This window comes from Microcoleus sp. BR0-C5, assembly GCF_036705045.1.
Classification (GTDB): domain Bacteria; phylum Cyanobacteriota; class Cyanobacteriia; order Cyanobacteriales; family Microcoleaceae; genus Microcoleus.
On record NZ_JAUBTR010000047.1, the window covers coordinates 24,366 to 36,052 of the forward strand.

Genomic DNA, 11,687 nt, shown 5'->3' on the forward strand with positions numbered 1-11,687 from the left:
AAAGCTGCAAACTGTGATAGCTATCAGTCATTCCCAATCTAAAATCTAAAATCTAAAATCTAAAATCCTATGAGATCGCCTATGATGTCTTAAATCGGTGCAATCAAACATTATTCGCTTGTCGCTTATGTCGATCGGTCAAGAACTACCCCAACTCCTCAAACAACGCCTATTTTACCAAGGGCGCAAATTCAACTTTGACGTAGCCACCCTCCGTCTTCCCAACGGTTCCGAAGGCGAGTGGGAATGTATTCGCCACCCAGGCGGAGCACTTGCAGTTCCCGTCACACCCGAAGGTAAACTCGTCTTGGTACGCCAATATCGCTTTGCCACAAAAGGGCGAATTTTAGAATTTCCCGCTGGTACGGTAGAAATCAATGAAAATCCCGCCGAAACTATCAAACGCGAAATCGAAGAAGAAACCGGATATCGCGCCGGAAAATGGCGGAAATTAGGGCAATTTTTTCTCGCCCCCGGTTATTCCGACGAAATCATTTATGCTTTCTTAGCCCAAGATTTGGAAAAACTGGAAAAGCCACCGGCACAAGACGATGACGAAGACATGGAGACAGTTTTATTCACCCCTGAAGAATTAGAAAAAGCTATCTTAGCTGGGGAACCCATTGATGCAAAATCTATTTCTAGCTTTTTCTTAGCCCGTCCATTTTTGACTTAAATAGGAGTGACGGAAAAAACCCGGTTTCAGAGAAAAATCGTGCATCAAACCGAGAAATCTTAACTTAGAAACCGGGTTTTTGAACCCGCTTGTGTCCAGAACTGTAAAATCTAAAATCTAAAATCTAAAATCTAAAATCGAATGTCCGATATATCCAATCTAATTTTATTTTGGCACCGCCGCGACTTGCGTATTTCTGACAACATCGGACTGGCAGCAGCGCGCCAGCAAAGCCCGAAAGTAGTCGGAATTTTTTGTCTCGATCGCAATATCCTAAATCGGGATGACGTAGCACCAGCTAGAGTCACCTACATGATCGGCTGCTTGCAAAAACTCTCCTCGCGTTACATGGATGCAGGCAGCCAATTGCTGATAATTCAAGATGACCCGATCCTAGGAATACCGAGATTAGCAACAGCTATAAATGCTCAAGCAGTATTTTGGAACTGGGATGTAGAACCCTACGCAAAACAGCGCGATCAGTCCGTATCAAACGCCCTCCAACAAGCAGGAATTCAAGTTCAAAATTTCTGGGATCAAGTCCTGCACGCCCCAGATGAAATTCGCAGCGGTACAGGGACTCCCTACACAGTTTATACACCATTTTGGAAAAAATGGAACAGTAAACCCAAAGCCCAACCAGTAGAGACACTGCCGATAACTTATCTGGAATTAATGACCGGATTAACCACCGAAGAACAAGCAATCGCCAACCAAGCAGGTGCAATGGAAACAGTGCCAACTGCCTCTAGTTTGGGATTTATTTGGGAAAATCCATTAGTAATAGAACCCGGAGAAGACGCAGCGCAACAAAAATTAGAAGAATTTTGCGATCGGGCAATTTACCAATATCAAGGACAGCGCAATTTCCCCGCCATTAGCGGCACCTCCCAACTCAGCGCAGCCCTCAAATTTGGTGCAATTGGCATCCGCACTGTTTGGCAAGCTACCCAGATAGTAATGGACACTTGCCGCAACGAAGAAGCGTGTACAAGTATCCGCACTTGGCAACAGGAAATAGCGTGGCGGGAATTTTACCAACACGCCATGTATAATTTCCCCGAATTAGTAGACGGCCCCTATCGTCAAGCATTCAAAGACTTTCCCTGGGAGAACGATGAAAAGCTCTTTCAAGCTTGGTGTAAAGGCAAAACTGGCTATCCTATTATTGATGCGGCAATGCGGCAGTTAAATCAGACAGGTTGGATGCACAATCGCTGCCGCATGATAGTCGCCAGTTTCCTCACAAAAGATTTAATTATTAACTGGCAGTGGGGCGAAAAATACTTCATGCAAAAATTGATAGATGGCGACCTTTCTGCTAATAACGGCGGCTGGCAGTGGAGTGCATCAAGCGGCATGGACCCGAAACCTTTGCGAATATTTAATCCGGCGAGTCAAGCTCAGAAATTTGACCCGGAGGGGGAATATATTCGGCACTGGGTTCCCGAATTGCGCCGCGTTGATACTAAATTTTTGCTAACAGGAAATATTTCGTCTCTAGAACGCCGACTTCTTCATTATCCCTCTCCAATCGTAGATCACAACGAGCAGCAGCGCAAGTTTAAGGAACTTTTCAAGCAGCAAAAAAACGCAGAGTAGACAGCTCGATTTTGGGCGATAGTTACCAGTAAATTAAGTTGAGGGGGCGCTGTCCACCCGTCAAATTAAAAGATTGTATCAGTTATAATAAACTTAAATTAATCGGAGATTCAAATGGTAACGCTGCACTTAAGACAAATCAGTGTACCCCCAGGACATAGAGTGCTGTTCAATGATGTCAACTGGCAGGAATTTGAAGCAATTTTAGAAGAGTTGGGAGAACACCGTGGCTCTAGAATAGCTTACAGTCAAGGAACTTTGGAGATTAGGATGCCACTACCAGAACATGAGAAAGCTAAAATCATTATTGGCTATTTAGTGAAAATTCTGTTTGAGGAACTAGAAATCGACTTTGAACCATTTGGTTCGACGACTTTCAAGCGAAAAAGTATGTTACAAGGAATTGAGCCTGATGAATGTTTTTACATTCAGAATCACGCTCTAATGATTGGCAAAAAGCGGATCGACTTAACTGTCGATCCGCCGCCTGACTTAGCAATTGAAGTCGATATAACTTCCAAAACTCAACTCGATGCTTACGAAGCTTTGGGAGTACCTGAAATCTGGCGCTATGAAAATAAGAAGCTTCAGATTAATGTGCTTCAAGATGGGAAATATGTTGAAGCAGAAATTAGTCATACTTTTCCCAATCTACCAATTATTGCAGCTATTTCTCAATATTGCGAACAAAGCCAAACAGTCGGTACGAGTCAAACTCTCAGATTGTTTCGCAAGTGGGTTAAAGACCAAATACAAAATTGATATGAAATCCCTATTCCCCGCACTGGCTGTCAAAAATCAGGCTTATTGACGATCGCCAAAAAGCCATTTTCTAACAGCCAGCCTCCTAATTCCGCTGTATTGTTAATTTCGCTTTTGGGAAATAGAGAGAGAGTAAGGGTGTTGACCTTGAGATCGATCGCCCACAAAAATAACATAAGTCCCCTTGTCCCCATAACCGGAAAATTCTACATTCCCCGCCGCAGCATTCGCCGGCAGGACGCAGAAACGCCCCCTCGGCCCCTGAATCATCAAACTCGGAGCTCCTGCGGTTTGTACTGCAATCCGCCAGTAAGGCAAATCCTGCGTTACTTCGATGACGTGGTTCGGTGCTTGGGAGACAAAACCGCAGTCGCCACTATTGTTCGGGCCGCCGGAAACTCCAGAAACTCCCAGCGGTTCGGGAAATCCCGGAGCAATTTGTAGCGGTTGGCTCCGAAGGGCACCGGCATCCGCTAAAATCATTGCCAAGGCTAGGGTCACGATCGAGCTAAACCACAGTTTGCCGCGATCGCCCAGATAATGGATCTTCATGTTTCCTCACACAATGGCATTTAGTTCTAGTTCTTTGACGGTAGGGGATAATTGCGGTTCCGAACACATTAATCTAAACTAACTACTGAATTTTTTTATGAATCCTCAAAATAACTTCAATTGGCAGCAAGCGTTCGGAGAACTAAAAGCTAAAGTAGAACGATCGCCACTCATCACACAAAATTCAGACAGCTATCAAGCCGTCGGCACCTTCTACAATCAATTACTGGACAAGTTTCAAAGACTCCCCAAACCGGGGCAGGTGGCAGCCTTTGCCGTCGCAGCGATAATTGTCCTGACAGTCTTCAATAGCATCGTACAGCTAATTTCAGCGCTGATGACTCTTGCGGTTCTCGGAGTGCTAATCTACATAGCGTATAAATTGGCAATTTCCCCCCAGTCCTCAAATACTAACGACAAATAATAGGAATTTCTAAATATGGCTAACCCCACCGCGCCCAGCGGCATCAATCAACCCGATCCGTCTTGGCAAACACAATCCAAGCAAATGCCACTGCTGGTTCGCAGGTGCGGCGCTTGGGCAGTGGAAATTTCGTTAATTGCGGCCAGCGCCCTCGTTCCCTTCAGTATCGGGGCATTGGTCAACCAGGAATCTCAAACCGTGCCGCTCAATTCCTCAGTAGCAGCAGCATCCGAAACCGTCGCCCGTACTTTGGGCATACCCGTGCGCGATCGCAGCCCCAGAGTCGCACCCCTCACTAATCTATTCTGGTCAGGGGCGCTGCTGGCACCGGCAGTTTTAGCGGGGTGGCAACTGTTTTTGCTCGCCAGAACCGGCCAAACTCTCCCCAAACGCTGGTTCGGCGTCAAAGTTGTCACAGCGTCGGGCACTCCTCCGGGTTTTGGGCAAGTGCTAATTCGCGAAAGTTTGGGGCGCTGGGGAGTGCCTCTGGGCGTCGCTTACGGCATTTGGCGCTTGAGCGGTGCGTTTCCGGATTTGCTGATTTTAGGGGGGCTCAGCGGCTTGGCAGTGCTCGCAGACGGGGCTTTTGCATGGCGCTACAAACGGCAAGCGGGACACGATCGCCTCGCCAATACTTTGGTCGTCAATGCTCGATCGAATCAACTGTCTGACAATCCTGTCAAGGGTCCAGATTGGACTGAGGAAGACGCGCAAATTGCGGCTTTGGTTGTGACTCCACAAAGCGGCCTGAAAGCAAATGCCAGTTTGTGGAATTGGATGCGCCAACACCCAGGCACAACTTTAGTGATAGTTACCCTCGGCAGCGCGGGATTGATTTTAACTTTGTTTGTCGGCACTCTCATCTACACTCAAAGTCAAGCAAATTTGCGGGATTCCCGGCAGCGGAACGACGAATTATTTGTAGCTTTAGTCAGCAAATTGTCTCCCACATCGGCTAGCGGGGCATCCGGCAGGCGATCGGCTATTTTGGCTTTGGGGGCGGTGGAAGACTCCCGCGCCGTACCCCTTCTAGCGGATTTGCTAGCTCAAGAAGACAACCGCGCCATGCTGGACGCGATCCAGCAAGCTTTAGTCAGTAGCGGCCCGAAAGCTTTGCCTGAGTTGCAGCGGTTGAATCAGGCCCTCAGCAACGACCTTGATTCCCTGCGCTTTGGCGGCAAGGCCCCGGAACGCGAGTTAGCGGCCGCCCGCCAGCGAACAGTACAAAGGGCGATCGGCAAAATTCTCACAGTGTATAGCAGCCAACTCAACGGTGTCGATCTCAGCCGCACGGATTTAGCTCAAAGTCCTGCCGGCCCGTCTCAGTTTACTTTAGTATTAAACAAAGCTGACTTGTCTGGAATTAAGCTGAAAAATGCCAATTTAACCAATGCCAGCTTGCAGGGAGCTCGCTTTTACGGCACCGGCGAAGACAGGCGTCCGGGTACATTTGACGATTGGATTTCTGACTTGAGCGGCGCTAATTTGGAAGGAGTAAATTTGGTCGGGGCGTCTTTGAACAGTGCTGTAATGAACCGCACTAATTTTGTGCGCGCTGTCATGAACAAAGCTAATTTGTCAAACGGCAATTTGAATGCAGCTAATTTCAGCAGTGCTATTTTAATTGGAGCAAATTTACAGGAAGCACTGTTAAAAAATGCCAGTTTTACCGGGGCAGATATAGGAAGTGCGAATTTGTCGGGAGCAGATTTGTCAGGTGCACGTTTGGGCAAAGTGAAGGCTCAAGGCGCTCAGTTGTCCTTGACAAATTTGTCTAAATCGGAATGGCAAGGTGCTGATTTATCCGGTGCTGATTTGAGCGGCGCAAACTTACAAAATGCCAATTTGACTTCGACTAAACTCGCCAACGTGAATTTAAAAGATGCTCGGTTGCAAGATGCCAATTTTCGGAATGCAGAGGTGAGTTCGGTTGATTTTAGGGGCGCGAATTTAGCGGGAGCGGATTTTAAAGGCGCTGTGTTTCTGGGGAAAGCAGCTTCGGATCAATTTATTCAAAATCCCACGACTGGTAGTAAATCAGGTAGATTCCTAGGAGTTGATTTTGCGGAGGCTAAGAATTTAGATAAAAGTCAAATTGCTTACATTTGTTTGCAGGGGGGGATTCATCCGAAGTGCCCGCAGAAGAAGTAAGGATTTGTTGTTAGCAAGTAGGCTAATACAGTTGATCAACGAACAGGTAGGGTAATTATGAGCGTTAAGCGAATCATTTATCTCATCCTAGCAATTCTGGGCCTTGTAGTGCCTTGGTAGTATAACTTGCAGTTTTTTAGAAATGCTGGTTTGCTCGACTTTGTAAAGGAGAGTTCGGCTAATCTTGCTGCGAAATCGGTAAGTTTAGATTTGTTGATCGCAACTGTAGCAGGAAGCACTTGGATGTACGCTGAGTCACAACGATTGGATATAAGTTTTGTAGGGCTGTACATACTTCTGGGTGTGCTTGTTTCGTTTTCCTGTGCTTTCCCGCTTTTCTTGTTTGTGTGGCAAAGCAAGCTGGAAAAATCAAGCGAAGTCTCAAGTTGAAAAGTTGTTTCACCGATTAGTGCCGCGCAGCACAATAATTCGGTGTTGGCGATCGAGGTATTATATAATTTCCGGTAAAATCACCGTTATAGGTTTGTAGTGACGACGGAAGTGCTCAGATTTTTATGAGGATTAAAGTCCTCACTACAAACCAACGTGATTGTTGTCGTTCCAGGGGAAATAATATTAATACCAATTTCACTCATTTTTTGCTAAAAAGTGTTGTGTTGAGTTTCGTTCCCCCCACTAAACCTACTATTGCATTGTTTATTGGAATTGAGATTACGCAATAGCATCCGAACTGACAAGATTCTCAAATTGCGCCAATAGCATTCCATCACCATTATTTGCAACTCCAAAAATTTTAGGTAACTGACCTGTTTCAGCGAGAACTTGTCTCACTTCTTGGTTAGATACATCGGCTAGATTTTTGTTATTTAGAATGGCATTAACCGCAGCGATACCCACACCTTGACCAACTGCGGCGTTGAATTCAACTATTCTGCCGACAGAACAGGCTAACCCTTCAAATCCCGAACACGGACTGACTACTGCCAGGTTAGGAACGTTTTTAATTAATGCGTGGCGGATGCCAACATTAAAGATAGGGTGTTTAAAACTCAGACTTTTAAACCATCCTAGACTGTTTGCTTTCTCGCCAATACCCTGGATGCCTCCCCGTACATCAAAATGATAGCTAAATGTTGCCAGGGCTTCATTAGCAGGTACGCCACCTAACAGCATTTGTGCGCCAGTTAAAGGTTCTACAACTCCCGTCACATTGCCAGCGTGTCTGATATAAAGTTCTGAGGCATAAGTAACAGAAGTAGCCCCCAAACTCCTCAGCCAAGTTGTAATAAATAACATCTCTCTTTGCATATTAGCCGTGGGTTTGCTCCCGCTTCTCGCTAAGGCTTCCGCTTCGCTGGCTGTGACTGCAAATAAAAGCGCATTCCACGAAAGTCTGTCATTTGGAAGTATTGCTATATTTCCCTCATCTAAAATTATGCCAGTTTCAGAAAAAGATAGTTTTCTTCCTCTAAATGAGTGGTAAGCTACAGACAGAGCCGGCGCGCGAACATCGATGTAATCGTTACCCGCCCACAGAGTTTTGAGATTGCCTTGAGTGTCCCTCATTTCCCGCCGAAGCTCTTCTGCTAGTTTGGCATCCTTGCCTGCAGCGTACAGCAAAAATTTTTGACTCTCTGCATCGGCCAGGTTGCTAAAGCGTTTTAGATAAATATAATCGAATTCTTTCAGTGCTCTTGCACTGAGTCCTTGGGTTTCAAAAACGAGGGTGACTGGAAGTTCTGAATTAGGCAGACCAAATGTTTCAAATCCCTTCAGCTTTCTCACACCGGCAGCTTGAGCTAATTCGGCATTGACAGTGGCATCAATAAATTGCTTGCCGGCATAAACTACGCCTTGAGAGGTGGTTATACTGACAATTTTTTGACCTTCTTTACTGACTGATTTAATTTCTACTTTGCTGAGGAGATCAGCCCCAGCTTTTACCAGCATTTCTTTCAGGGCTGCACTGGCTTTGCGGGGGTCTAGTGCAATTGCGGTGACACCGGATTTTTGTAAGAATTCTTTATAGATTGTCGCCGGTGAACCAAAGGTATCTAACTTTAAAGATTGTTGAAGTTCTTCACTAATCTGACTTCTATCTAAATAAGCAAGACCGCCTCTTACCAAATGCCCGCCAATGCCTTCTTGCAAGCTTGCTTTAGACATCAGTAAAATTCGCGGATAACGCTTTGTTCGGCGAAGATATTCTCTGGAGGCAGAGATAACAGCTAGAACTCCTGGAACTTCATCACCAAAACAGATGATATCGTAAGAACGCAGATTCATGACCATTATTTAATAACCTCTGTTGATTTTCATGTTTTCGAGCTGCATCTCAATGTTTGCCGTCCAACTTTCTGTTTTTCCCAAATCTAGCTCGATATTTCCTGATTTTTGCGATAAATATTCACACATTTCTGGAGGCAGAAACCGGGGTTTTTCCAGAAAATCCTCCGTTGAGGACGATCGATCGGGCGTTGAAAAACCCGGTTTCTGAGCGTCAAGAGTGCGTCAGTGTTGTGCTTTTGATTGCCATCAGGTCAGATTATCAGGATCTATCCCCAACTCCCGCAATCGCTGAGCTAGTCGATCGGAACGTTGGGCCAATTGATCGGCGCGCTGCGATTCCTGTTGGGCGCGCTGCGCTGATTCTTTCACCTGTTCTTCAGGAGTCAGATAACGTTTTCCATCGGCATCATACCAATACAACCACTCCCTTGTCACCCCAGAATAACTTCCCCTTTCACAACCAATCCCTAAACCAATTTCAGGCATCCAAACAGGATGTCCTGGCTGTAACTCGTACTTCCCATTGACTAACTTGTGTACTTCCAAATGAGGTTTACGACGGCGGCGGGAAGAATAAATGACGTAATAAAGTACGCCTAAAGCTTGATATTCCTCCAACTTTGTGCTGTATTCTTTGCGATAATTTGGGGAAACTACTTCCAGCACAAAACTCGGCAGAACATTTTCATCCCACAGCACGTAACTGGGGCGCAATTCTTCATCATAAAACCTTTCTACACCTAAACTTAAAAAAGCATCGGGCACAATGGGAGGTTTATCGGGGTGATGATAAATACCCATATCTATGCCAAAAAACCAGTCCATGCGTTCTGCCCAAAGTATGAGCAATATAGCTTTTAACAACCCTGGTATTAGTTCTTGCAGTTCGTTATCCACAGGCGTTTCATCTGAGTCTGGTAGTTCATCGGCTGAGGGCCAGTGCCTCGGAAATTTGTAATCTAACATGGCGGCTTTCCTCAAAACTCACTAATATTATACCGTTGATTTGTTTAACAATAGTATTTATGGAACGAACCGCGAAGACGCGAAGGAAGAGAAGATGATAGGTAATTTTGACTTAGTTAATCTGAAGTAATTTTTGTAAAAGATTTGCTGAGACTTACGCGATCGACTAAACTATGTCTAACCAGTCGGTTCTAATGGGGAGCAGCCGTTAGAGGAAACGGGGAAAGTTCGGTGCAAGTCCGGCGCTGTCCCGCAACTGTAATGAGAGTTTTGTCGCTTTCTGAGTCAGGATGCCCGCCGATGTGTTAGTTTACATAGTCTCATCTGCGAGGTTCAGCGTGAAGGCCAGAAATCGGAAATTAGTCAGCTTGGGATTGATGGCTGGCTTGAGTTGTTATATTGTCCTGGGCTCGGCAACGCCCGCCGCAGCTATGCACATTTCGGAAGGTTTTTTGCCGGTGCAATGGGCTGCATTTTGGTGGATTGTGGCGTTGCCTTTTTTTGCAGTAGGTTTGCGATCGATTACTCGCATTACAAAAGAACACCCCGAACTTAAACTATTGCTGGCTTTGGCGGGTGCGTTTACTTTTGTGCTTTCTGCTTTAAAAATTCCTTCGGTAACGGGCAGTTGTTCTCACCCGACGGGTACCGGTTTGGGTGCGATTTTGTTCGGCCCTTCGGTGATGGCGGTACTGGGGGCTTTAGTTCTGCTGTTTCAAACGTTACTGTTAGCGCATGGTGGCTTGACAACGCTGGGAGCGAATATGTTTTCGATGGCGATTGTCGGCCCTTTCGCTGCGTATTTTATCTATCAATTGCTGTTGCGAACTGGTAGTCAGCGGGCGGCAATTTTTTGTGCGGCGGCTTTGGCAGATTTGCTGACTTATGTGACGACTTCGATTCAATTAGCATTAGCTTTTCCGGCAGCAAGTGGCGGTTTTATGGCTTCGTTTCTCAAGTTTGCTGGCATCTTTGCTATCACTCAAGTACCCCTAGCCATCAGTGAGGGATTGCTGACTCTATTGGTCTGGAATTGGCTGCATTCTTACGGGAAGCCAGAGTTGGAAACTTTGAAATTATTGAGACAGGAGTCATAAGCCGTGAATCAAAAGCCTACAAAAAATCACCAATCTACTTCGCGGCAAAATTGGCTGTTGGCTGGCGCTGTAATTGTTTTGGCAGCGTTTCCTCTCGTTTTTGTGCGGGGTGAATATGGCGGTGCCGATGACCAAGCTAAAAAAGCAATTACGGAAATTCAACCGGGTTATCAACCTTGGTTTAATCACTTGTTTGAGCCGGCTAGCAGCGAAATTTCAAGTCTATTGTTTGCGTCTCAAGCGGCGATGGGGGCGGGCGTAGTTGGGTACGTCATTGGGTTGTATAAAGGCCGATCGCAATCTCGGCAGCAGTCTGATAATAAATCGTCGGAATGAACCATCAGATTGATAGTCTGGCTTATACCAATCGCTTGCGCGGGTTGCCGCCATCTCACAAGTTATCCTTTGCGATCGCCCTTTTAATTCTGTCTCTAGTTTCTGGGGCGATCGTCCAATTGTCGATCGCCCTTTGGTTGGCCGTCTGGATCGTCGTCTATGCGGGTATTCCGGGGAAACTGTATTTGCGGTTGCTGTCGCTACCGTTGATGTTTTTGCTGACAAGTTTGCCTGCTTTGGCGCTGGGTGCGGTTGCGGGCGATCGAATCCCTGGAATTCAGTGGGATATTTGGCAAGGTTGGGGCATTAGCATCGGCACTTTTTATCTGTATGTGAGTCGCACTGGAATATACCAAGTGAGCTTGCTATTTGCCCGCGCCTTCGCATCGACAAGCTGTATGTATTTCATCCTCTTAACCGTGCCATTTACAGAAATCTTGCAGATTCTCCGACAATTACGCTGTCCAGAGTTAGTCACAGAACTGCTATTACTAATGTATCGGTTTATTTTTAGCTTATTGGCGATCGCCGATGAACTTTGGATAGCCCAAAACTCCCGCTGTGGCTATCGCACTTGGAAGCGGGGAATGCAGAGTTTAGGCATTTTAATCGGGCAATTGCTTCAGCGAACTTTGGAAAACTACCGTCAAGTCTCGCTGAGTTTAGCGTCGCGCGGCTTTAATGGAGAATTGCGCGTTTGGAATTCTTACCCTTACAAACCTTCGCGAAGATATACATTGGAAGCGGTGTTTGGATGTACGTTTTTAACTTTGTTAAGTGCGGTATTTCAACGCTAAATTTATTGTTAGTCCTGGACGAATGGGGGCCCAGAAACCGGGTTTTTTGACCGAATCTGCGATATAACGTGTCT

12 protein-coding genes and 1 riboswitch are annotated in these 11,687 nt (G+C 46.1%); of the genes, 9 read left to right on the forward strand and 3 right to left on the reverse strand.

Annotated elements, in window-relative coordinates:
* The first annotated feature begins 127 nt into the window (after positions 1-127).
* From QUB08_RS20860 to QUB08_RS20870, 3 genes are all read left to right on the forward strand, one after another.
* On the forward strand, positions 128-676 hold the full coding sequence (locus QUB08_RS20860; protein WP_333156764.1) for an NUDIX hydrolase: 549 nt from the start codon (positions 128-130) through the stop codon (positions 674-676).
* Positions 677-826: 150 nt separating this feature from the next.
* Entirely contained in the window at positions 827-2,278 is a 1,452-nt protein-coding gene (locus QUB08_RS20865) for an FAD-binding domain-containing protein (RefSeq protein WP_333226752.1), read from the forward strand.
* Between the two features lie 114 nt (positions 2,279-2,392).
* The gene (locus QUB08_RS20870; RefSeq protein WP_333226707.1) at positions 2,393-3,040 is read left to right on the forward strand and encodes a Uma2 family endonuclease; all 648 of its coding nucleotides are present in this window, start codon (positions 2,393-2,395) and stop codon (positions 3,038-3,040) included.
* Between the two features lie 102 nt (positions 3,041-3,142).
* Here QUB08_RS20870 and QUB08_RS20875 read toward each other — a convergent pair whose 3' ends face one another.
* A complete protein-coding gene (locus QUB08_RS20875) occupies positions 3,143-3,592 on the reverse strand; it encodes a hypothetical protein (RefSeq protein ID WP_333226709.1) in 450 nt (149 codons plus the stop codon).
* A 97-nt stretch (positions 3,593-3,689) separates the two neighbouring features.
* On the opposite strand from QUB08_RS20875, the gene QUB08_RS20880 reads away from it, so the two are divergent.
* From QUB08_RS20880 to QUB08_RS20890, 3 genes are all read left to right on the forward strand, one after another.
* Entirely contained in the window at positions 3,690-4,016 is a 327-nt protein-coding gene (locus QUB08_RS20880; RefSeq protein ID WP_333226711.1) for a hypothetical protein, read from the forward strand.
* Between the two features lie 15 nt (positions 4,017-4,031).
* The gene (locus tag QUB08_RS20885) at positions 4,032-6,167 is read left to right on the forward strand and encodes a pentapeptide repeat-containing protein (RefSeq protein WP_333226713.1); all 2,136 of its coding nucleotides are present in this window, start codon (positions 4,032-4,034) and stop codon (positions 6,165-6,167) included.
* A 126-nt stretch (positions 6,168-6,293) separates the two neighbouring features.
* The gene (locus QUB08_RS20890) at positions 6,294-6,557 is read left to right on the forward strand and encodes a DUF2834 domain-containing protein (protein ID WP_333226715.1); all 264 of its coding nucleotides are present in this window, start codon (positions 6,294-6,296) and stop codon (positions 6,555-6,557) included.
* 282 nt (positions 6,558-6,839) lie between these two features.
* Here the strand turns inward: QUB08_RS20890 and QUB08_RS20895 are convergent, their stop codons facing one another.
* Together QUB08_RS20895 and QUB08_RS20900 are read right to left on the reverse strand one after the other, a co-directional pair.
* Positions 6,840-8,294 carry an FAD-dependent oxidoreductase gene (locus QUB08_RS20895; RefSeq protein ID WP_333226717.1) on the reverse strand — a complete coding sequence of 485 codons (1,455 nt, stop codon included), beginning with the start codon at positions 8,292-8,294 and terminating at the stop codon, positions 6,840-6,842.
* Between the two features lie 369 nt (positions 8,295-8,663).
* Positions 8,664-9,383, reverse strand: coding sequence for a Uma2 family endonuclease (locus QUB08_RS20900; RefSeq protein WP_333226719.1), 720 nt, complete (start codon positions 9,381-9,383; stop codon positions 8,664-8,666).
* 169 nt (positions 9,384-9,552) lie between these two features.
* A riboswitch (cobalamin riboswitch) is annotated at positions 9,553-9,699 on the forward strand.
* A gap of 61 nt (positions 9,700-9,760) precedes the next feature.
* Here QUB08_RS20900 and QUB08_RS20905 point away from each other — a divergent pair.
* The 3 genes from QUB08_RS20905 to cbiQ are packed head-to-tail and all read left to right on the forward strand — an operon-like array spanning position 9,761 to position 11,613.
* Positions 9,761-10,480 carry an energy-coupling factor ABC transporter permease gene (locus tag QUB08_RS20905; protein ID WP_333157513.1) on the forward strand — a complete coding sequence of 240 codons (720 nt, stop codon included), beginning with the start codon at positions 9,761-9,763 and terminating at the stop codon, positions 10,478-10,480.
* A gap of 3 nt (positions 10,481-10,483) precedes the next feature.
* On the forward strand, positions 10,484-10,816 hold the full coding sequence (locus QUB08_RS20910) for an energy-coupling factor ABC transporter substrate-binding protein (RefSeq protein WP_333226721.1): 333 nt from the start codon (positions 10,484-10,486) through the stop codon (positions 10,814-10,816).
* Complete coding sequence (gene cbiQ / locus QUB08_RS20915) at positions 10,813-11,613, forward strand: cobalt ECF transporter T component CbiQ (protein WP_333226723.1); 801 nt, start codon at positions 10,813-10,815, stop codon at positions 11,611-11,613. Before QUB08_RS20910 ends, cbiQ begins: the two co-directional genes overlap by 4 nt.
* The last annotated feature ends 74 nt before the right edge of the window (positions 11,614-11,687 follow it).

Excerpts from the sequence above, each read along its gene's own strand:
- QUB08_RS20875 (WP_333226709.1), bottom strand. The coding sequence starts at position 3,592 with ATGAAGATCCATTATCTGGGCGATCGCGGCAAACTGTGGTTTAGCTCG.
- cbiQ (WP_333226723.1), top strand. The coding sequence starts at position 10,813 with ATGAACCATCAGATTGATAGTCTGGCTTATACCAATCGCTTGCGCGGG.
- QUB08_RS20870 (WP_333226707.1), top strand. The coding sequence starts at position 2,393 with ATGGTAACGCTGCACTTAAGACAAATCAGTGTACCCCCAGGACATAGA.
- QUB08_RS20895 (WP_333226717.1), bottom strand. The coding sequence starts at position 8,294 with ATGTCTAAAGCAAGCTTGCAAGAAGGCATTGGCGGGCATTTGGTAAGA.
- QUB08_RS20900 (WP_333226719.1), bottom strand. The coding sequence starts at position 9,383 with ATGTTAGATTACAAATTTCCGAGGCACTGGCCCTCAGCCGATGAACTA.
- QUB08_RS20905 (WP_333157513.1), top strand. The coding sequence starts at position 9,761 with ATGGCTGGCTTGAGTTGTTATATTGTCCTGGGCTCGGCAACGCCCGCC.
- QUB08_RS20885 (WP_333226713.1), top strand. The coding sequence starts at position 4,032 with ATGGCTAACCCCACCGCGCCCAGCGGCATCAATCAACCCGATCCGTCT.
- QUB08_RS20880 (WP_333226711.1), top strand. The coding sequence starts at position 3,690 with ATGAATCCTCAAAATAACTTCAATTGGCAGCAAGCGTTCGGAGAACTA.
- QUB08_RS20860 (WP_333156764.1), top strand. The coding sequence starts at position 128 with ATGTCGATCGGTCAAGAACTACCCCAACTCCTCAAACAACGCCTATTT.